This window comes from Citrobacter sp. Cf136 (assembly GCF_030333815.1).
Classification (GTDB): domain Bacteria; phylum Pseudomonadota; class Gammaproteobacteria; order Enterobacterales; family Enterobacteriaceae; genus Citrobacter; species Citrobacter freundii.
The window spans coordinates 499,292-519,614 of the sequence record NZ_JAOWFE010000032.1; the positions used below are offsets into that span (position 1 = coordinate 499,292).

At 50.6% G+C, this 20,323-nt stretch carries 23 protein-coding genes, 2 tRNA genes and 2 pseudogenes; 10 read left to right on the forward strand and 17 right to left on the reverse strand.

Features of this window, described 5'->3' with window-relative positions:
* On the forward strand, positions 1–1,065 hold the full coding sequence (cobT, locus tag OGV98_RS06640; protein WP_003839045.1) for a nicotinate-nucleotide--dimethylbenzimidazole phosphoribosyltransferase: 1,065 nt from the start codon (positions 1–3) through the stop codon (positions 1,063–1,065).
* A 127-nt stretch (positions 1,066–1,192) separates the two neighbouring features.
* A complete protein-coding gene (ldtA, locus tag OGV98_RS06645; protein WP_003839047.1) occupies positions 1,193–2,122 on the forward strand; it encodes a L,D-transpeptidase in 930 nt (309 codons plus the stop codon).
* A gap of 24 nt (positions 2,123–2,146) precedes the next feature.
* Here the strand turns inward: ldtA and OGV98_RS06650 are convergent, their stop codons facing one another.
* The 5 genes from OGV98_RS06650 to mtfA form a co-directional block, all read right to left on the reverse strand.
* Positions 2,147–2,830, reverse strand: coding sequence for an ABC transporter ATP-binding protein (locus OGV98_RS06650; RefSeq protein WP_003844224.1), 684 nt, complete (start codon positions 2,828–2,830; stop codon positions 2,147–2,149).
* A 10-nt stretch (positions 2,831–2,840) separates the two neighbouring features.
* Positions 2,841–4,529, reverse strand: a complete 1,689-nt coding sequence (locus OGV98_RS06655; RefSeq protein WP_003844223.1) for an ABC transporter permease — start codon at positions 4,527–4,529, stop codon at positions 2,841–2,843.
* Positions 4,513–5,550 (reverse strand): extracellular solute-binding protein, encoded by a 1,038-nt coding sequence (locus OGV98_RS06660; protein WP_003030303.1) that lies wholly within the window; start codon positions 5,548–5,550, stop codon positions 4,513–4,515. Before OGV98_RS06660 ends, OGV98_RS06655 begins: the two co-directional genes overlap by 17 nt.
* A gap of 259 nt (positions 5,551–5,809) precedes the next feature.
* A tRNA-Asn gene (locus tag OGV98_RS06665) sits at positions 5,810–5,885 on the reverse strand.
* A gap of 132 nt (positions 5,886–6,017) precedes the next feature.
* Positions 6,018–6,782, reverse strand: coding sequence for a DgsA anti-repressor MtfA (gene mtfA / locus OGV98_RS06670; RefSeq protein WP_046670002.1), 765 nt, complete (start codon positions 6,780–6,782; stop codon positions 6,018–6,020).
* A 93-nt stretch (positions 6,783–6,875) separates the two neighbouring features.
* Here mtfA and OGV98_RS06675 point away from each other — a divergent pair.
* Positions 6,876–6,965: transfer RNA gene (locus tag OGV98_RS06675), tRNA-Ser, on the forward strand.
* A 27-nt stretch (positions 6,966–6,992) separates the two neighbouring features.
* On the opposite strand, the pseudogene OGV98_RS06680 reads toward OGV98_RS06675, so the two are convergent.
* Positions 6,993–7,172: pseudogene (locus OGV98_RS06680) on the reverse strand (hypothetical protein); the annotation flags it as partial.
* A gap of 296 nt (positions 7,173–7,468) precedes the next feature.
* Between OGV98_RS06680 and OGV98_RS06685 the strand changes: the two are divergent.
* Positions 7,469–7,801 (forward strand): EmrE family multidrug efflux SMR transporter, encoded by a 333-nt coding sequence (locus OGV98_RS06685; protein ID WP_003839058.1) that lies wholly within the window; start codon positions 7,469–7,471, stop codon positions 7,799–7,801.
* Positions 7,802–7,903: 102 nt separating this feature from the next.
* Here the strand turns inward: OGV98_RS06685 and ompC are convergent, their stop codons facing one another.
* Positions 7,904–9,085, reverse strand: a complete 1,182-nt coding sequence (gene ompC, locus OGV98_RS06690) for a porin OmpC (RefSeq protein ID WP_102190420.1) — start codon at positions 9,083–9,085, stop codon at positions 7,904–7,906.
* A 441-nt stretch (positions 9,086–9,526) separates the two neighbouring features.
* On the opposite strand from ompC, the gene OGV98_RS06695 reads away from it, so the two are divergent.
* The 3 genes from OGV98_RS06695 (at position 9,527) to OGV98_RS06705 (ending at position 12,174) form a co-directional block, all read left to right on the forward strand.
* On the forward strand, positions 9,527–10,219 hold the full coding sequence (locus OGV98_RS06695) for a phosphohydrolase (protein ID WP_003839062.1): 693 nt from the start codon (positions 9,527–9,529) through the stop codon (positions 10,217–10,219).
* 76 nt (positions 10,220–10,295) lie between these two features.
* On the forward strand, positions 10,296–11,726 hold the full coding sequence (locus tag OGV98_RS06700) for a DNA cytosine methyltransferase (protein ID WP_061548899.1): 1,431 nt from the start codon (positions 10,296–10,298) through the stop codon (positions 11,724–11,726).
* Positions 11,707–12,174: a very short patch repair endonuclease gene (locus tag OGV98_RS06705; protein ID WP_003030411.1), complete on the forward strand. Its 468-nt coding sequence runs from the start codon at positions 11,707–11,709 to the stop codon at positions 12,172–12,174. Before OGV98_RS06700 ends, OGV98_RS06705 begins: the two co-directional genes overlap by 20 nt.
* On the opposite strand, the gene yedA is transcribed toward OGV98_RS06705, so the two are convergent.
* Complete coding sequence (gene yedA, locus OGV98_RS06710) at positions 12,166–13,086, reverse strand: drug/metabolite exporter YedA (protein WP_003844217.1); 921 nt, start codon at positions 13,084–13,086, stop codon at positions 12,166–12,168. The genes OGV98_RS06705 and yedA overlap by 9 nt on opposite strands.
* 175 nt (positions 13,087–13,261) lie before the next feature.
* Between yedA and OGV98_RS06715 the strand changes: the two genes are divergently transcribed.
* A complete protein-coding gene (locus OGV98_RS06715; RefSeq protein WP_102190573.1) occupies positions 13,262–14,176 on the forward strand; it encodes a DUF808 domain-containing protein in 915 nt (304 codons plus the stop codon).
* Positions 14,177–14,253: 77 nt separating this feature from the next.
* A complete protein-coding gene (locus OGV98_RS06720; RefSeq protein WP_003030415.1) occupies positions 14,254–14,439 on the forward strand; it encodes a YodC family protein in 186 nt (61 codons plus the stop codon).
* A 206-nt stretch (positions 14,440–14,645) separates the two neighbouring features.
* Here the strand turns inward: OGV98_RS06720 and yodD are convergent, their stop codons facing one another.
* The gene (gene yodD / locus OGV98_RS06725; protein WP_003030417.1) at positions 14,646–14,873 is read right to left on the reverse strand and encodes a YodD family peroxide/acid resistance protein; all 228 of its coding nucleotides are present in this window, start codon (positions 14,871–14,873) and stop codon (positions 14,646–14,648) included.
* Positions 14,874–15,036: 163 nt separating this feature from the next.
* Between yodD and dsrB the strand changes: the two genes are divergently transcribed.
* Entirely contained in the window at positions 15,037–15,225 is a 189-nt protein-coding gene (gene dsrB, locus OGV98_RS06730) for a protein DsrB (protein WP_003030419.1), read from the forward strand.
* A gap of 54 nt (positions 15,226–15,279) precedes the next feature.
* Here the strand turns inward: dsrB and rcsA are convergent, their stop codons facing one another.
* The 8 genes and pseudogenes from rcsA to fliL form a co-directional block, all read right to left on the reverse strand.
* Complete coding sequence (gene rcsA, locus OGV98_RS06735) at positions 15,280–15,903, reverse strand: transcriptional regulator RcsA (RefSeq protein WP_003030421.1); 624 nt, start codon at positions 15,901–15,903, stop codon at positions 15,280–15,282.
* 278 nt (positions 15,904–16,181) lie between these two features.
* Positions 16,182–16,977: pseudogene (gene fliR / locus OGV98_RS06740) on the reverse strand (flagellar biosynthetic protein FliR).
* Positions 16,978–16,985: 8 nt separating this feature from the next.
* Complete coding sequence (gene fliQ, locus OGV98_RS06745) at positions 16,986–17,255, reverse strand: flagellar biosynthesis protein FliQ (RefSeq protein WP_003030425.1); 270 nt, start codon at positions 17,253–17,255, stop codon at positions 16,986–16,988.
* 9 nt (positions 17,256–17,264) lie between these two features.
* A complete protein-coding gene (gene fliP, locus OGV98_RS06750; protein WP_003030427.1) occupies positions 17,265–18,002 on the reverse strand; it encodes a flagellar type III secretion system pore protein FliP in 738 nt (245 codons plus the stop codon).
* Positions 18,002–18,379 carry a flagellar biosynthetic protein FliO gene (fliO, locus tag OGV98_RS06755; RefSeq protein ID WP_094543095.1) on the reverse strand — a complete coding sequence of 126 codons (378 nt, stop codon included), beginning with the start codon at positions 18,377–18,379 and terminating at the stop codon, positions 18,002–18,004. Before fliO ends, fliP begins: the two co-directional genes overlap by 1 nt.
* The gene (gene fliN, locus OGV98_RS06760; protein WP_003030433.1) at positions 18,379–18,792 is read right to left on the reverse strand and encodes a flagellar motor switch protein FliN; all 414 of its coding nucleotides are present in this window, start codon (positions 18,790–18,792) and stop codon (positions 18,379–18,381) included. The genes fliO and fliN overlap by 1 nt, the downstream gene beginning before the upstream one ends.
* Positions 18,789–19,793 (reverse strand): flagellar motor switch protein FliM, encoded by a 1,005-nt coding sequence (fliM, locus tag OGV98_RS06765; protein WP_003030434.1) that lies wholly within the window; start codon positions 19,791–19,793, stop codon positions 18,789–18,791. Before fliM ends, fliN begins: the two co-directional genes overlap by 4 nt.
* A 4-nt stretch (positions 19,794–19,797) precedes the next feature.
* Positions 19,798–20,265 (reverse strand): flagellar basal body-associated protein FliL, encoded by a 468-nt coding sequence (gene fliL, locus OGV98_RS06770; protein WP_003030435.1) that lies wholly within the window; start codon positions 20,263–20,265, stop codon positions 19,798–19,800.
* Between the last annotated feature and the right edge of the window lie 58 nt (positions 20,266–20,323).

Below are 20,323 nucleotides of genomic sequence, written 5' to 3' on the forward strand. Positions count from 1 at the left end.
ATGCAGACTTTAACCTCTTTACTCCGCGCGATCCCATTACCTGACAGTGCCGCGATGCTGCGCGCGCAGCAGCATATCGACGGCTTGCTTAAGCCGCCGGGAAGTTTGGGGCGACTCGAATCTCTCGCCGTGCAATTGGCCGGGATGCCTGGCCTGAAGGGTGTGCCGCATGTGAATGGCAAAGCGATGCTGGTGATGTGCGCCGATCACGGCGTGTGGGATGAAGGGGTTGCCGTTTCACCTAAAGTTGTCACGGCTATACAGGCTGCCAATATGACGCGTGGAACGACCGGCGTCTGCGTCCTCGCCGCTCAGGCGGGGGCGAAGGTCCATGTGATAGATGTGGGGATTGATGCTGAACCTATTCCCGGCGTGGTGAATATGCGTGTGGCACGCGGCTGCGGCAATATAGCCGAAGGCCCGGCAATGAGCCGTTCGCAGGCCGAGGAGCTGTTGCTGGAAGTCATTCGCTATACCCATGAACTGGCCAAAGACGGTGTGACGCTGTTTGGTGTCGGTGAGCTTGGTATGGCAAATACTACACCTGCGGCGGCCATTGTTAGCGTGCTTACCGGCAGTGATGCTGAGGAAGTCGTGGGTATTGGCGCTAACCTTCCTCTTTCTCGGGTGGGGAATAAGGTAGACGTTGTGCGTCGGGCAATTGCCGTCAATCAGCCGGATCGCCATGACGGTGTCGATGTGCTGGCTAAAGTTGGTGGGTTCGATCTTGTCGGCATGGCAGGGGTAATGTTGGGGGCGGCCTCCTGCGGCCTGCCGGTCGTGCTGGATGGTTTTCTTTCTTATTCTGCTGCGCTGGCGGCCTGCCAGATTGCACCACAAATTAAACCCTACCTAATCCCGTCACATTTCTCCGCTGAGAAGGGCGCCCGTACCGCGCTGGCGCATCTTGAATTGGATCCGTATCTGAATATGGGGATGCGTTTGGGCGAAGGCAGTGGGGCCGCGTTGGCGATGCCAATTGTTGAGGCTGCTTGTGCGATGTACAACAATATGGGGCAGTTAGCCGCCAGTAACATCGTGCTTCCGGATGGTAAGGAAGCGTAGTTACCGCTCAACCTGAACCTCGCCTGTTGGCGAGGTTTTTTTATGCGCAAATATGTCGTAACCCACTAAAACAGATAATAAAAGCTATAATTAACGGATATCTGCTGCGACGAAGGAAAGGAAAAAGATGCGTCGTGTAAAACTGCTTTGTTCACTCATTATGTTGCTTGCGAGTCAGGGCGCGCAGGCGGTGAGTTATCCACTGCCGCCAGAGGGCAGTCGCCTGGTGGGTAGCCCTTTGACTATTACGGTTCCACCAGGTAATACCAAGCCGCTGGAGGCATTTGCCGCTCAGTACGGGCAGGGGTTGAGCAATATGCTTGAAGCCAATCCGGGCGTCGATGTTTTTCTGCCTAAATCGGGTTCAACGCTGGTTGTGCCGCAGCAACTGATATTACCGGATACCGTACGCGAGGGGATTGTCATCAACGTCGCCGAGATGCGGCTTTACTATTATCCTGCTGGCAGCAATACGGTTGAGGTTTTACCCATTGGCATTGGTCAGGCGGGTAGAGAAACGCCGCGCAACTGGGTAACGGCTGTAGAGCGTAAGCAGGAAGCACCAAGCTGGACACCGACGCCAAATACCCGACGCGAATACGCCGCTCGCGGGGAAAGCTTGCCAGCATTTGTTCCTGCCGGGCCAGAAAATCCGATGGGCCTGTATGCAATTTATATCGGCAGGCTTTATGCCATTCACGGGACAAATGCCAATTTCGGTATTGGTCTGCGGGTAAGCCAAGGGTGTATCCGTTTGCGGAATGACGACATCAAGTACCTGTTTGATACGGTGCCTGTAGGGACCCGTGTACAATTAATTGACCGGCCGGTGAAATACAGCGAAGAGCCGGACGGTAGTCGTTGGGTGGAAGTGCATGAGCCGTTGTCGCGAAATCGTTCGGAATACGAGTCTGACAGAAAGGTACCTTTGCCAGTCACTCCCGCTCTGCGTACCTTTATCAGCGGGAATGACGTGGATGTGAGCCGTGGGAACCAGGCACTGGAAAGACGTTCCGGTATGCCGGTGAACATCAGCCTGGTACAGAAACATTATTAATTTTCAGGGCGACTCTGGTGACCTTCAGGTCGGATGGGTCGCTTTTTTTATTTGATACTGCCCCATTTTTACCACGCCAATATGGTCTGCCATTAGTTGAGCTTCGTGTTCGCTGTGGGTAACCAACAGCGCCGTTTGCCCGGCTGCGCGCAAAATATCCCGTACCTCGTTGCCAAGACGTTCACGCGTGCGCTTATCAAGGCTGGAGAAGGGTTCATCGAGCAACAGGATTTCCGGATGTGGCGCCAACGCGCGCGCAAGGGCGATACGCTGTTGTTGCCCGCCGGAAAGCTCATGCGGATAGCGGTTGGCATGGCTGTGTAACTCCACCATTTTCAACAGTTCAGTCACTCTGGCCTGTTGTTCCTCACGCGGCATGCGACGCAATCCAAAGGCCACATTTTGCTGCGCGGTCAGATGGGGGAATAACGCATATTCCTGGAAGACCATGCCGACATGACGTTTTTCCGGTGGCAGATGAATGCCGGGACCGGCAACACGGCGCTGTGACACATAGATCTCTCCGTTTTGCAGGCGTTCAAATCCGGCAACTGCGCGTAGCACCGTGGTTTTTCCGCAGCCTGAGGCGCCCAGCAGACAGGCGATTTCACCTTTACGTACCGACATTGAAAATCCGCTCAGTACCGATTGCTGGCTGTTGCCATAAGTAACGTGTACATCCTGGAGTCGTAATGCAATTTCTGACATTGTTGCTCTCTTAACCACGGCGAGTCATTTGGTGACGCACCAACAAAATAACCGGTAGCGTGCCAGCTAAAACAATCATTAGCGCGGCGATAGCACCTTCTTCATAGGTTCCACGGGCGGCTTCCGCATACAACAATGTTGCCAGCGTTTCGAAATTGACCGGGCGCAAAAGCAACGTTGTTGGCAGTTCTTTCATGGCATCGGCAAAAACCAGCAGGGCACTGCTGACTAACGCTGGACGCAGCAGGGGAAAATGGACCCGTGCAAACGTCCCCGCACCATTCTCACCCAACAGACGAGACGCCTGTTCCAGCGAGGGGGGGATACGGCCCAGACCAGAATCTAGTGCGCCAATGGCAATCGCCTGGAATCGCATGGCACAACAAATTACCAGCAGGATCCCGGCGGACATCAGCGGCAGACCACGAACATCCAGTAAATCGGCCAGCCAGCGGTCGACCGCCATGGCGGGTGTCAAAAAACCAATTGCCAGAATCGTGCCGGGAACCGCATAGCCTAAAGAAGCCAGACGCATCACGCCGCGACGAAATCCTGGCATGGCGTTGTCGGCGGCGCTATGACGCGCGCTCCAGGCCACTAACATACTGACGCAAACCACCACCAGCGTGGTTCCCGCCGCCAGCGATAGCGTATTTTGTAATGCTGATAGTAACGAAGAGGAAAGCGGATTCTCATCACCTATGCGTTTGGCGCTTTCCCACATTAAAAACAGAACCGGAGCCAGAAAACCCAGCAGGACAGGCAGTGAAATAACGCCACCAAGCAGCCAGCCACGCCAGCCCTGCACGCGCGTAGGTTGAATTTCCCGTAGGCTGCGACTGCTGAATCCTTGTTTTCTGCGACCATAAAATTCCAGCGTCAGAATAAGGAATATAAACATCAGCATCATGCAGGCAATTTGTGCCGCGGCAGATAAATCAGAACGCGAGATCCATGTGGTGTACACGGTAACGGTTAACGTCTGTACCCCGAGAAACTCCGATGCGCCAATATCGTTGAGCGTTTCCAGCAGTGCAAGGCTGATCCCAACGGCCAGTGCCGGACGGGCCATGGGCAATGCAACACGAAAGAAGGTTCCGGTTGCGCTGCATCCCAGCGTGCGTGCGGCTTCCAGTAAATGGGCCGGTTGGCTAATAAACATGGCGCGGGTTGTCAGATACACGTATGGGTAAAGCACTAATCCGAGTAGGATGATTGCGCCGGAAAGTGAGCGTAAATCTGGCAGACGGAACTGTCTTGGGCTGTCAAAACCCAGTAAAAAACGGATAAAGGTTTGCAGGGGGCCAATCGGATGCAGCAGATCAAGCCACGCAAAGGCCACAATGTAGGTCGGCATCGCCAGCGGCAACAGTAACGCCCAGCTAAGTATTTTACGTCCGGGGAAATCCCATGCCGTTACCGCCCATGCGCTGCCTACGCCAATCACGCCGACCATCACCGCGACACCGGCTAATAACAGCACGGTATTTTTTAGTGCGGCAGGTAGTACATACGTCAGGAGATTATCCCAGTGAGATAAATCGGCCTGGGTAGCCTGCCAAATCAGCGCAATGATCGGTGTCAGAACGCCAAGCGCTACGCACAGTGCGCCAAGATGTAGCGGCGTTAATAATGACTGCGGCCCGGAAACCAGGCCGCGTAACGTCGGAAACTGCAGAGGTTTATTGATCGAATCCAACTTTATCTACCAGCAGACTAGCTTGTTTACGATATTTAACGATTTCGGTTAATGGTGTTTTATCGACGTCGATTTCGCCAATAGTTGCGTTGATAACCGGGTCAAGCGTCACGCCTTTCAGTACCGGGTATTCGAAGTTCGCTTTCGCATACTGCTGCTGGGCAGGTGCTGAAACCAGATATTCCATCAGCTTAACGGCATCGGCTTTATTTGGCGCATAGCGGGCTACAGCTGCACCACTGATGTTGACGTGTGTACCGCCATTTTCAAAGGTAGGTTTAACGACTTTAATCGCATCGCCCCATTGACGCGCATCGCTGCCTTCTTTGGCATTTTTCATATGGCCGACGTAATAGGAGTTGGCGAGACCAATATCGCAAATGCCGCCGAGGATATCGCGAGCAACATCGCGATCGCCACCAGTAGCTTTACGCGCCAGGTTAGCTTTCACACCGCGCAGCCATTCTTCGGTCTTTGCTTCGCCGTGATGAGCAATCATTGCGGCGATCAGCGCCGTGTTATACGGGTGCTGTCCGGAACGAATACAGACTTTACCTTTGTACTCAGGGCTGGCGAGTTGTTCGTAATGCCAGTTATCGATTGGCAGTGACTTCTCGGCATACAGCACGCGGGCACGCATCGATAGCGCAAACCACTGATTATCTGCACCGCGCAGATTAGCCGGAATAGCGGTTTTCAGTGCTTCTGACTCTACTGGCTGAGTTACACCCGCTTCCACTAAATCAATGAGATTACCGGCATCGACGGTCATCAGCAGGTCGGCAGGTGAATTTTTACCTTCAGCTTTAACGCGCTCAAGCATACCGTCCTTGATATAGACCGTACTGACTTTGATGCCGCTGGTTTTGGTCCAGCTATCAAGCAAAGGCTGGATCAGACCTGGTTCACGGGTTGTATAGAGCGTTAACGTTTCCTGAGCGAAAGCCGGTAGGCTAACTGAGAAGACCAGGGAAGAGGCAAGTGTGATACGGCGCAGTCCGGCGCGAGGCAGAGAATTCATCGTTTATATCCCAGAGTAATTGGAACGTACAGTGAACCGAGCGAGGGCTCGTTCCTTTGGCTCGCGTACAATAAATGATAATCACTAGCACTTACAATAATTGCAAAGTTTAAACGATTTACATTTACATAACTTTAATCAACGTTGTGATGCGGCATGTAACGGGGTGCGGAGCAGGCAGGGTGCTTATCAGAGGGGATTTTATAGCGACCGAAAAAGCAAAAAGCCTGCTTAGTTTCCTAAGCAGGCTTCTTAAATTTGGCTCCTCTGACTGGACTCGAACCAGTGACATACGGATTAACAGTCCGCCGTTCTACCGACTGAACTACAGAGGAATCGTGTGAACGAGGCGCATATTACTGACCTCACCATGAGGTGTCAATAGTAAAATTAGCGCGTCATTTCAATTGCTTAATTAATCTTCAAATTCAGCGTTAATGCGCATTTGCTGAGCGATAATGACCATCTTAGCGGGTATCGCGTAACCGCTCCATGGGGTTCTGGCGGTAAAACTGAATAAAACGCTGCCATAAGGCCGGAAAACGTGGCGCAAATAATTCAGGAGCACTGAAGAAATACTCCGAAAGAACGGCAAAGCATTCGGCCGGGTCGGTTGCTGCGTAAGCATCTATACTGCACGCGGTTTCACCGACCAGATCAATTTCATCCTGAATGTTATTCATTGCGGCATACAGGTCGTGCTCCCAACCGGCAATATCTCGCAGAGGGATCGCCGGAATACCGCTGGCGCGGTCGCCATTACGCATATCAAGCTTATGTGCCACTTCATGGATGATCAGATTAAAGCCGGAGGCATCAAAAGAATCCTGAATGTCGAGCCAGTTAAGGATTATCGGACCTTGCTGCCAGCTCTGCCCGGACTGTACAACCCGTTGATTATGCACCAGCCCAATATCGTCTTCCCATTCATCGTCAACGACAAACGGGGCAGGGTAGATGAGAACTTCATGAAATCCGTCGAGCCATTCGATCCCTAATTCCAGGACAGGCAAACAGAAAAGCAGCGCAATGCGCGCACTTTTCAGTGGGTCAAGTTCAAACCCCTGAAGCGCTACCAATCTTTTTTGCTGTAAAAAGCGCTCGGCCAGGGCGATAAGTCTGGCTTGTTCTTGCTCGGTGAGATTCACCAGAAGAGGAATAGCCAGGGCGTCGTCCCACGGCCAGTCGTCACTCCGGGTTGTTTCTTGCTCTTTCCAGGGCCACTTAATCATCGTTTTGCTCGCAAACTCGTCACTTGAACGAAATTGACGGAACGGGGTCTGTTAAAATGCCAAATTACCTGGCATCATGGCAACCGCCAAAACGGAGAGATGCCAGAGCGGCTGAATGGACCGGTCTCGAAAACCGGAGTAGGGGCAACTCTACCGGGGGTTCAAATCCCCCTCTCTCCGCCACTATTCAAACACTTAGCTCAATTCCTTTCAACGACTCATGTCACACTTGGTATAGTGTCGGTATATTCGCTTAGTATAAAGCTCGCCATCATCATGTTCTGATTTGCCCAATACTGGAAGATCCAGTGTGGGGGAAATTTTCACTTTTCTGTCATAAACCGCAACCTGGCGTTCAGTTTTGTGATCTGAGAATAGTTGTTTGTCCTTTCTCGTTTCTATCAAGTTTTTTTCCTGCGGCTCAAAGTTAAACCAGGGGCAGGGTAGCTAACGTTATTTTGGCTTTTATGCTAGAAGAAGATAGCCCCAGAAACCAGGCCGTTAGAGAAATTAGCAACAAGCCTCGAGAATAAATCTGACAGTTATCTTTGAGCGATGAGCGGGCGCACAAGACGGTGACAAGATTGCAATATTTGTTGGGGTTATGCCCACGACTTGTTTTGGATAAACTCACTTAACCCTTTGTGATACGATAATTATCTTAGATTGTCACATGGGGCCAGATTTTGAATTCATACATTTTCCTTGCCGGGGCCATTGTAGCTGAAGTAATAGGTACAACCCTGATGAAGTTCTCTGACGGGTTTACACGTCTATGGCCATCTGTCGCAACCATTGTGTGCTACTGCACTGCTTTTTATCTTCTCGCTCAGACGCTTTCGACGATTCCAACGGGTATTGCGTACGCAATTTGGTCAGGTGCTGGAATCGTATTAATCAGCCTTTTGGGCTGGTTGGTAAGTGGGCAAAAGCTGGATTTCCCGGCGATCGCAGGCATGTTCCTGATTTGCGCTGGGGTTCTGGTTATCAATATTTTTTCAAAATCTTCCCCGCATTAATTCTAAAAGAATGTCGGATATCTGGCGCTGTTAGCAGAGCTTATCCCTGTGCGGTGAAAAAGCCCGCTTGGTATGAAGCGGGCTTGCGTATTTTTGTCGTAATTAGAACTGGTAGACTAAACCAACGGCAACGATGTCGTCAGTTGCGATACCATTGCTTTCATAGAAGCTGTCGTCTTCGTCCAGCAAGTTGATTTTATAATCAACGTAGGTGGACATGTTTTTGTTGAAGTAGTAAGTCATACCTACATCAACATATTTGACCAGATCTTTGTCGACGTAACGCCAGTTACCATGGCTCACTTCCTGACCACCTAAATCCTTGCCTTTAGACTGCAGGTAAGCGATGGATGGACGCAGACCGAAATCGAACTGATACTGAGCCACAACTTCAAAGTTCTGGGTTTGGTTAGCAATGCCACCATTACCTTCGCCGTTGCCGCCGCCGTAATAGGTCATATTGCGGGTTTCTGCATACATGGCTGCCAGGTAAACGTTGTTAGCGTCATACTTCGCGCCAACAGTCCAGGCTTCAGCTGTTTCGCCGCCTGCGTAGTTATTGCGCTTGTTCATACCGTCCTGGTAACCGCGAGCAACCTGATCATCTGTACGATCAGAACTGGAGTATGCCGCGCCGAGGCTTAAACCGAAGTCGAAGTCATAGGAGGTGGACATACCGAAACCGTCACCGTTTTCTTTCGCCAGTTTGCGGTTTTCACTGTTACCGGAACCTTCCTGACCTACGCTGCTACCTTCATTATTCCCCTGATATTGCAGGGCAAAGTTCAGGCCATCAACCTGACCAAAGAAGCCTTTATTACGATAGGTAGCAACGCCGTTGGTACGGCCCAGCATGTAAACGTCGGTCTGAGTGTAGGTATCACCACCGAATTCTGGCAGCATATCGGTCCATGCTTCAACGTCGTACACGACGCCGTAGTTACGACCGTAGTCGAAAGTACCGTTTTGACCAAAACCTAAACCGGCAAAGGCCAGACGAGTCCATGAATCGCCTTTGTCACCTTCGGTACCGTTGGCCTGAATGTTATATTCCCACTGACCATAGCCAGTCAGCATATCGTTGATCTGCGTTTCGCCCTTAAAGCCCAGACGCGCATAGGTCATGTCGCCGTCGCTGCCTGCATCATCAGAGAAATAACGCAGACCATCGACTTTTCCGTACAGATCCAGTTTATTGCCGTTTTTATTATAGATTTCAGCCGCATTTGCTGCGCCTGCAGCTAATAAAGCAGGGAGAAGCAGTGCCAATACTTTTCTTTTCATTATGTATTCCCTTTGCATGATAATTAAAATGAATATGTAGTACTATCCAAGCAACTACATTTGGATACTATCTATGAAGTTCATTTAATTTAAAATATAACATGTAACAAATGTATTTAAAATATTTCTAAATGTTTCATTGATGTGTTTTTATAACTAAAAATATATGTTGGATAAATTGTTATTTGTCACATAAATCATTTTTAATCAATATTTTATGTATATCTAGTTATTTATTTGAAACTTGAATTTTATTTGTGCGGAGTATTTGTTTTTGTTATTCATATAATATAGTTGTTGATATTGATATTATGGTTTCTATAAATTCATGTGGATTTTGTTTTTGGTGTGATAATAAAAGTTAATTATGTAATGGGGCAGGTAGTGGTTTGCAATGAAAATTGTTGCTAAGGTGATTTTCTTTCTACAAAGGGAGATAGCATGAAACTGCACGACTGGCAGTCGCAATTTGAAGCTTGGTTAGCTGATAACCATTCCGGACAAGATGCCGCGCATGACATCTTTCACTTTCGTCGTGTGTGGATGACGGCGCAAAAGCTGAGTACAGATGCTACTGTAGACTGGCTAGTGGTGCTGACCGCGTGCTACTTCCATGATCTCGTCAGCCTGCCAAAGAACCATCCTGAGCGTCATCGTTCGTCGGTACTGGCAGCTCTGGAAACGCGTCGCATTTTGATGCGCGATTTTCCGGATTTTCCACAACAAAGAATACCTGCCGTGTGCCATGCCATTGAGGCGCACAGTTTTAGCGCCAAAATTGCACCAGAAACCCTTGAAGCGAAAATCGTGCAGGATGCGGACCGGCTTGAGGCGCTGGGGGCTATCGGTCTAGCGCGCGTATTTGCTGTGTCTGGTGCGTTAGGCGTGGCGCTATTTGATGCGGAAGATCCGTTTGCCCGCCAGCGTGGCCTTGATGACAAACAGTACGCGCTCGATCACTTCCAGACCAAGTTATTGACGTTGCCGTCGACGATGCAAACTGAACAAGGACGACATTTAGCGCAGCATAATGCTGACTTCTTACTGACGTATATGGCGAAGCTGAGTGCGGAGTTAAAAGGAGAGTATGAAATGCTGGATCTTGACGCGATTCAACCCTTTAAAGCACGTTAGTCGCCAGTACAGCCGCAACGTCAACCACACTATTTTATGTTAATCTGTCGGTTATCCATTTCGGCCGGTTAAATGTATGCAGGATAATTTTTCAGTAGCAGGCTCCATGAACCCGATGACAGATGATAACAAGGCCGCCGCGCAGGTGATTTTGGCTAAGTTGCTTGAAATATATGACGTGAAAACCCTGGTTGCTTATCTGAACGGTGTTGGCGAGAACCGCTGGAGTCCGGCCATCTTTAAGCGAGTGGTGGCGAACGAAACATGGCATCGCCTCAGCGACAATGAGTTTACTTATCTGAATTCCTTGCTGCCGACGCCACCTGCGCATCATCCGCATTATGCCTTTCGATTTATCGATCTGTTTGCCGGCATTGGCGGGATTCGTCGCGGCTTTGAGGCAATTGGTGGGCAGTGCGTGTTTACCAGCGAGTGGAACAAGCATGCGGTGCGTACCTACAAAGCGAACAACTATTGCGATCCCTTCCAGCATCACTTTAATGAAGATATTCGTGATGTCACGCTGAGCCATCAGGATGGGGTGAGCGACCAGCAGGCGGCAGAACATATTCGCCAGCACATTCCAGAACATGATGTACTGCTGGCGGGATTTCCTTGCCAGCCCTTCTCCCTGGCCGGGGTGTCAAAGAAAAATGCGTTAGGGCGGGCCCACGGTTTTGCCTGTGATACACAAGGCACACTCTTTTTTGACGTGGTGCGCATTATCGACGCTCGTCGACCTGCAATATTTGTGCTCGAAAACGTCAAAAACCTGAAGAGTCACGATCAAGGCAAAACGTTTCGCATCATTATGCAGACGCTGGACGAGCTGGGGTATGACGTGGCAGATGCGGCAGATAACGGTCCGGACGATCCGAAAATTATCGATGGGCAACATTTTTTGCCTCAACATCGCGAACGTATCGTGCTTGTCGGCTTCCGACGCGATCTGAATTTGAAATCAGACTTCACGCTGCGGGATATTGCCACGCGTTATCCGCAGCGGCGTACTACGCTGGCGGAACTGCTTGAGCCGACCGTCGATGCGAAATATGTGCTGACGCCGGTGCTGTGGAAATACCTCTACCGCTATGCGAAAAAGCATCAGGCGCGGGGAAATGGATTTGGCTATGGCATGGTGTATCCCGGTAACCCTGATAGCGTAACGCGCACATTATCTGCGCGTTATTATAAGGATGGGGCGGAGATTCTGATTGACCGTGGCTGGGATATGGCGCTGGGTGAAAAAGATTTTGACGATCCTCAGAATCAGAGACACCGCCCTCGCAGACTTACGCCCAGAGAGTGCGCGCGCCTGATGGGGTTTGAATCTCCGCAAGGCTATCAGTTCAGGATCCCCGTGTCAGATACTCAGGCTTATCGCCAGTTTGGTAATTCGGTGGTCGTTCCGGCATTTGCGGCGGTGGCCAGGCTGCTGGAGCCAAAAATCAGGCAGGCAGTTGCTATTCGCGAGAAAGAGAACCTGCATGGCAGACGTTCACGATAAAGCAACACGCAGTAAAAATATGCGGGCGATAGCCACCCGCGATACCGCAATTGAAAAACGCCTTGCCAGCGTGCTGACAGAGCAGGGGGTAACGTTTCGCGTGCAGGATGCGACGTTACCCGGTCGCCCCGATTTTGTGGTGGATGATTATCATTGTGTGATTTTTACTCACGGTTGTTTCTGGCACCACCACAATTGCTATTTATTTAAAGTTCCCGCGACACGAACGGAATTCTGGCTGGAAAAAATAGGCAAAAATGTCCAACGCGATGCGCGGGATTGTGAAAAATTGCAGGCTCTTGGCTGGCGCGTACTGATTGTCTGGGAGTGCGCCCTGCGTGGTCGCGAAAAGCTGGATGATGAAGCGTTATCTGAACGTGTCATCGAGTGGATCTGCGGCGGTGGCGACACCGCGCAGATCGACACTCTCGGTATTCATTTACTGTAATGTTTTTTCCGACGAACTCGCGACGGCATCCGCTTTAACAGGGAACAGGTATTTCCCCAACGTTACCAGCACCACAGCAAACACGATCACGCCGAGCGCCAGCCATTCGATAGGGGCCAGTCTTTCTCCCCCCAGACCAGTACCTAACAGCACCGCAACAACCGGATTGACGTAGGCGTAGCTGGTGGCTAGCGCCGGGCTGACATTGCGGATCAAGAACATATACGCATTAATGGCAATAATGGAGCCAAACAGGGCCAGGTAAGCCACCGCCATAAAGCCTGAAAATGTTGGCAGGGTGGTCAGTTTTTCCCCGGAGAGTAACGATGCGCACATCAGCACAATACCGGCTGCTAACATTTCAATGGCTCCGGCCATCATGCCAACGGGCAGCGTAATGCGTGAACCGTACACCGAGCCAAACGCCCAGCTTATCGAACCGATCAGGATTAAAATAGCGCCCCACGGATTGCCACTTAAATTGCCTCCGCTGTTCAGCATGATGATCCCTGCGAGCCCAATCGCTATCCCCAACCATTCCAGTTTGCGCGTTTTGATGCCAAAAAAGTGGCTAAAACACAGCGTAAATAGCGGGACGGTGGCGACCACCACGGCGGCAATACCGGAAGGGACATTTTGATGTTCTGCGACGGTGACCAGTCCATTACCCACAGCCAGCAGCAGGATACCAATTAACGCGGCGTTCAGGATTAAGCGTAAGGGGGGGAGCTTATGCCCGCGAATAAGTAAAAAACTTGTTAATAAAATTCCCGCAGAGAGAAAACGTACGGCTGCCATCATTAACGGCGGCCAGCTTTCAACACCAATGCGAATAACGAAGTACGTGGAACCCCAAATGATGTACAGCGCGAATAGCGCACTGAAAAGCGGTAACAATTGCCTGAAACGCATAATCCCTCACGGTAGAAATAAAAAGGTGCAACATAGTAAACGTCAAAACTATCTTACTGGCGAGATTTATAATTACGTGTCGATGTTAAAAACTTGTTGACCAGAAAGGTCAGTTTCAGCATGGCGTGTTTTACTTCATACTTATGACTGCAAAAAAATAATATTGAGGGTCAAAATTTTGGCAGGAAGTAGCTTACTAACCTTACTCGATGATATCGCCACGCTGCTGGATGATATATCAGTGATGGGAAAATTGGCCGCGAAAAAAACCGCGGGCGTGCTGGGAGATGATCTGTCGCTTAATGCGCAGCAGGTATCGGGCGTGCGGGCGAACCGTGAACTCCCGGTGGTCTGGAGCGTGGCGAAGGGGTCGTTTGTAAACAAAGTTATCCTTGTACCGTTGGCGCTATTGATAAGCGCATTTATTCCCTGGGCGATCACCCCATTATTAATGGTAGGTGGGGCGTTTCTCTGTTTTGAAGGGGTAGAAAAGGTTCTGCATACCCTGGAGGCGCGTAAGCACAAAGAAAGCCCGGAAGAGCGTCAGCAGCGTCTGGCTGCTCTGGCCGCACAGGATCCACTCACCTTTGAGAAAGATAAAATCAAAGGGGCAATACGTACTGACTTCATTTTGTCTGCCGAGATTGTTGCGATTACGCTGGGTATTGTAGCGGATGCACCTTTGCTGAATCAGGTGTTGGTGTTATCGGGTATCGCGTTAGTGGTGACCGTGGGCGTGTATGGCCTGGTCGGGATTATCGTTAAGCTTGACGACATCGGGTACTGGCTGGCAGAAAAACGTAGCCAACTTGCCCAGTCGCTGGGGAAAGGGTTGCTGGTGGTTGCCCCCTGGCTGATGAAAACACTTTCTGTGGTCGGTACATTGGCGATGTTTTTGGTGGGGGGCGGTATTGTGGTACACGGAATATCACCGCTGCATCATGCGATTGAACATTTTGCTCAACAGCAAAGTACATTGATTTCGCTAATGCTTCCGACCCTGCTTAACCTGGTGCTCGGCTTTATCATCGGTGGGATTGTCGTTCTGCTGGTGAAAGCTGTCACCAAACTGCGCGGAGTTTCGCACTAATTGTTACAGGACTGATTATGCAAAACGCCTCTTTGTCATCTAAGGTGTAAAGGTTTCTCTTGATACAGGAGGCAGGTATGGTCTTTTCTGTCAGTGAGGAAGTCACCTCCAAAGAGGGTGGCCCACGTATGATCGTTACCGGGTATGCCAGCGGAATGGTGGAGTGTCGCTGGTACGACGGCTTTGGCGTTAAACGGGAAGCATTCCGTGAAGATGAACTGGTGGTGCCGGGCGAGCGAAGACAGCTCTGTCAGGATGCCTGAACATTTGACTCGACCGTAACCTGGTGATCTCTCACCCATTAGTTATATTTATCATTTTGGTGAGAATTATTTACTTGTCAGGCAAAAAAATTGCAGATAAGGTTTGGTTCACATCAGATTTTCTGGTGTAACGAATTTACAAGTGCTTCTTGCATAAGCAAGCTTGATCCCGACCCGATAAGGGCCGGGATTTTTTTCGCCCTCAGTCAGCGATTGATCTCCGATACGCTAAAGTCATGGATATCAAGCTCGAACGCGTCGGCCAGTTCATGCCATGTATGGTAATCTCGGCCGTCGACGCTAACGCGCTCCGGGTCATCCTGGCTGCGATGAATTTCACTCTCGCAGATTTCGTTGATTGCCTTTAGCAACGCGTCGACATCGACGCTGACTTCACGTTTGGCCGTATCGCTGTACTCTTTCGCGGTTTTCATCCTCATACCTCTCAACCGTTAAGGATACCGGGGGAGCGTACCCAAACATCAGATACGCACAACTTAAGTATAGACCGTCGATAAAACCCGCAATCGCGCGTGCAGAGCGCTGCCAGAAAAAGGAATTTGTTCTACACTGGCACAAAGCCACAGGAGGAAAACTATGAAGGTGAATGATCGGGTCACAGTCAAAACGGACGGCGGTCCTCGTCGACCGGGCGTGGTACTGGCAATCGAAGAGTTTAGTGAAGGCACCATGTACCTGGTTTCGCTGGAAGACTACCCGCTCGGTATCTGGTTCTTTAATGAATCAGGTCATCAGGATGGTATCTTTGTGGAAAAAGTGGAGTGAGATGAGTTCCGTTGTTTGATTCTGACTGGTGGAGTCGCCACCAGTCAGAACGTCTTAGCGCATATTCACAAAGATACCATTGGTGACGTTATCCGTAAGCCTCACAACGTGATAGATAACTTGCTTATTATGCGTCTTAATCTTTCGTTTTATATTCCCCTTATGGGATGACACCGTCTTGGCTTTGATATTCATTTGATCCGATATCTGTATTGTTCCCTGACCCTCCATCCACATACGCAGCATGCTGGATTCGGTTCGACTTAATGATAATGTCGGCAGATTCACATCAATAGCAATATCTACTTCTTTTTTCAGAATATCGCCAAGTAGTTTATCCAGTGAGTCAGGTTTAATCGATTTAGAACTAATCAATAAGTTTTTTCTGACGAGTAGATATTCATCAAAATGCACGTTGGCAATTGCCATAAACACAATAAATAATGTGCTGGGATGCTGATTAATGATTTGCTTTATTTGCTGGCTATTAGCAGGATCGTGGATAAAGCAGTCCTCATTAATAAACACCACAGCGGGTTGTTGAGAGACACAGGCGAGACTGAGTTCATCAACGTTGGAAATGTTGTTGATTTCCCTTTTTTTCACTCCCCGACTTACCAGATACCCGGTTAACCCTAGTCGGGTGTAACTGCATAAATCCATAATAATCGTTGACATGGCATACCCTCACTCAATGCGTAACGATAATTCCCCTTACCTGATTATTTCATCACAACTAAACGGAATAATAACGACCCAAGATGACGCTTTCGCTGTTTTTCAGGCGAATTTACTATCCCGTAAAGTTGCGTATAATTTGCCAGGAAACATCTTAAAGTAAAGTGAATGTTGCGTTATGTGAGTGAGGCAAAAACAAATAAGCCGCGACAGAGATATCCTGGTGGATGTTGTCACTTTTTAAAATTAGGACAATCCTTAGTAAAACAGGATAAAAATTAAGGGTTATTATTTTCCAGGCATTTCGCTAACGATATCGGCCAGTAAATTAAAAATCTCACTGAATAATCGTTCGCAGAATGGCGCAATTAATGGCATTAGCGCCGCCATCAGTGAAATACCTACGGTCAGAGTGAGAGGAAAGCCGATGACGAAAACCGACAGCTGTGGCGCCATGCGATTTAACAAACCAAGTGCGAGGTTCAGCGTGAGTAGCAGCGTCATTACCGGCAGGGCCAGCATTAGCCCGTTGAGGAAAATCAGGCTGCCCGCCCGTGCCAGCGCGAGAAACGCATTGCTGTTCACCGGATTGCCACCGATGGGCAGAGTATGAAAAGTATCTACCAGCAGCGAAATCAGCCATAAATGACCATTAAAGGTCAGGAACAACAGCATGGCGAGCATGTCGATCAGTCGTGCCAGAACCGGCATATTCAGACGGCTACCGGGATCGAAGAATGTCGCGAAGGAAAGGCCCATTTGCAGGCCAATTAATTCCCCGGCGGTACGTACTGCGGCAAACGCAAACTGCATGGTGAAGCCTAAAGCGATACCGATCAGGATTTGTTGCATTGCCTGCCATAGTGCGCCGATCGAAAAGATGGGGACGTCAACGGCGGGAATTGACGGGGCGATAACGACGGTTATCATCAACCCCAGCCCCAGCTTTACCCGTTTGGGGATGGCTCGTTCACTGAGGATGGGGGCCGTTGAGATGAGCGCCAGTATGCGCAGCAAAGGCCAGAAGTATAAATTCAGCCAGTGGAGCCACTCAACGCTGGTCACCTGCAACATAACGTTGTCTACCCGATGATATAGGGGATATTGCTGAACAGCGTACGCACGTAGTCGAGCAGCAGGTTAAGCATCCACGGGCCAGCAACAATGATGGCAATAAACACCGCGACAATTTTGGGAATGAAGGACAGCGTCATTTCGTTAATCTGGGTCGCCGCCTGCAGAATACTGATGATAAGACCTGTGACGAGAGCGACCAACAGCAAAGGTGCAGCAAGGGCCAGGGCGACTTTCATCGCCTCTGTGCCCATCATCATGACCGATTCAGGAGTCATTTCGCGCCTCTAACTGTAAAAGCTTTGTGCCAGCGAGCCGACAAGTAGCTGCCAACCGTCTACCAACACAAACAGCATCAGCTTAAACGGCAACGCGATTGTGGCTGGCGGTACCATCATCATCCCGAGCGCCATCAATACGCTGGCGATCACCAGGTCGATAATCAGAAACGGAATAAAAATGGTAAAACCTATCTGGAATGCTGTTTTCAACTCACTGGTGACATAAGCGGGTAGCAAAATTCGCATCGGCACGGCTTCTGGTCCCTGTAATGGACCGCTGTTTGCTAAGCGCGCGAAGAGGGCCAGATCGGCTTCACGGGTCTGGCGCAACATAAACTCACGCAGCGGCTGGGCGCCTTTCTCCATAGCTTCCTGCATGGAGATCTTCTCTTCGCTGAACGGTTGATATGCGTCGACGTAGATTTTATCGATCACCGGCGACATGATGAAAAAGGTCAAAAAGAGCGCCAGGCCCAGTAGCACCTGGTTAGGTGGTGCAGAGGGGGTACCCAGCGCATTTCGCAGGAGACCGAAAACAATGATGATGCGGGTGAAGCTGGTCATCATCAGCAAAATTGCAGGCAGGAACGTCAGCGAGGTGATGAACACCAGTGTCTGCACGGGCAAAGACCAGCTTTGTCCGCCGCCCGGCAATGGCTGACTAACCAGACCCGGGAGTTGGGCGAGGGCAACGGGACTGAAAAGCCACAAGCCTGCCAGCGTGAGGGATAACAAACGGCGCATCAGGATCTCCCAGGACGCTTAAGCAAACTCTTCATCATGGCCTGGAAATCCGCAGGGGAGGCCGTTTTTTCTTCTGCATCGGCAGGTGCCGGGGGCAGGGTGTGCAGGACGTTAATCTGCGAGGCTGTGACACCCAGTACCAGACGGGTATCTTCGACCTCGACAATCACCACGCGCTCACGTGGACCCAATGAGGTGCTGGCCGTGACTTTCAACCCGCGTGTACCGGCACTTTTGGGGGCAAACCCCAGACGTTTAATGACCCAGGCCACCGCCAGGATCAAGACGATGATCCCGAGCAGCGCGCCGCTTACCTGCACCAGCGGTGAGCCGGGAACGGCGGCGGGTTGAGAAACGGTAGCCTGGGTATTCATGATTAACGGCTCAGACGGCGCATACGTTCAGACGGGGTGATAATGTCAGTGATACGCACACCGTATTTATCCGCGACCACGACGACTTCGCCCTGGGCAATCAGATAACCGTTGATCAGGATATCCAGCGGTTCGCCTGCCAGACCATCCAGTGCGACAACCGACCCCTGCGTCAGGCGCAGCAGCTCTTTGATGGTCATGCGGGTACGGCCCAGTTCGACGGTCAGTTTGACCGGAATGTCCATGATCAGGTCGATGTCCTGCAAAGCACCGCTGACGTCGCCGCCACCTAACTGCTGGAATACCGCATCGGCCGCACTTTTGGTGGGCGTGGTTTTTTGCTCGTTTAACGCGTCAGCCCACAGATCGTCCAATGCGCCAGTGTTCTCATCGGACGGATTATTCATATCACTCATTTGGGCTGTTCCTCATTCAGCGAATTCAAAATCGGGTTTATCAGATGTTCTACGCGTAACGCATACTGACCGTTTACAGTGCCATACTGGCTGGTCAGCACAGGCACGCCGTCCACATGAGCAATAATGCGGTCGGGTTTTTCAATCGGCAGTACATCGCCGGGTTTCAGTTTTAAAATCTGGGATAGCCGCAGCGGAATGTCGGCAAAGTTTGCCACCAGCTCCAGCTCAGAATGCTGAACCTGACGCACCAGATTATTGCGCCAGTTCTGATCTTCATTTCGCGAGTTTTCCAGCGGCGGATTCACCAGCAGCTCACGCAACGGCTCAATCATGCTGAATGGCAGACAGATGTTAAATTCACCGGTCAGGTTGCCAATTTCAACGTGGAACGGGGTGTTCACCACAATGTCGTTCGGGGAGGTGGTGATATTGGTAAATTTCACCTGCATCTCAGAACGGACGTATTCCACTTCCAGTGGGTTGATGGCCTTCCACGCGTCGCTGTAGCTTTCCAGCGCCAGCTTCAGCATGCGGTTGATAACGCGCTGTTCTGTGTGCGTAAATTCGCGGCCTTCCACTTTCGTCGGGAAACGACCGTCACCACCGAACAGGTTGTCTACGGCGATAAATACCAGACTTGGTGAGAACACCACCAGACCCGTACCGCGCAGCGGCTTCAGGTGGATTAAGTTCAGGTTGGTCGGAACCGGCAAGTTGCGCGCAAATTCGTGGTAAGGCTGGATACGGATCGCACCCACGGTAATATCCGGGCTACGGCGCAACAGGTTAAATAACCCCATACGGAACTGGCGCGCGAAGCGTTCGTTAATGATCTCCAACGCCTGTAAACGCTCACGTACCACGCGACGCTGAGTGTTGGGATCATAAGGACGAATATCGCTTTCTTTTGCGATACCTGAAATGGGTTCGTCTTTGGTTTCGCTATCGCCGTTCAGCAATGCGTCGATTTCTGCCTGAGAAAGAATACTGTCGCCCATGTCTTTACCGCAGAATAAAAGCTGTATAAAGAACGTCGGTGACAACCTGTTTCGGTTGCCCAACAACAAGCGGAGTCGCCAGCGTCTCTTTGATGGCGGTAATCAGCTGTTGCTTACCTTCCTCGGTGGCGAGTGTGGCCGCATTCTGACGAGAAAATAGCAGCAGCAAGCGGCTGCGCACTTCCGGCAGATATTCGTTAAGACGTGAACGTGTCGCCTCATCTTTCATGCGCAGTGTGATACCGATATACAGCACACGGTCTGCATCACCCAGATTGACGGTAAAGGTATCCAGCGCAAAGAACACCGGGGCTGGCGGTGGAGCCGGTTCCGCTTTGACGCTGGCGGAAGGCTGCTGCTGCATGCGCCAGTAGCTATAACCTGCAGTTGCGCAGGCGGCGAGGGTAATTAATACCAGCAGAGGGATCCAAATAGCGCGTTTACTTTTTTTGTTAATCGCGGAGTCAGTCATCAGATACGGGCTTCCTGTTTCGGTACAGCTTATGGGCTGATTATCCCGTGTCCTGTCC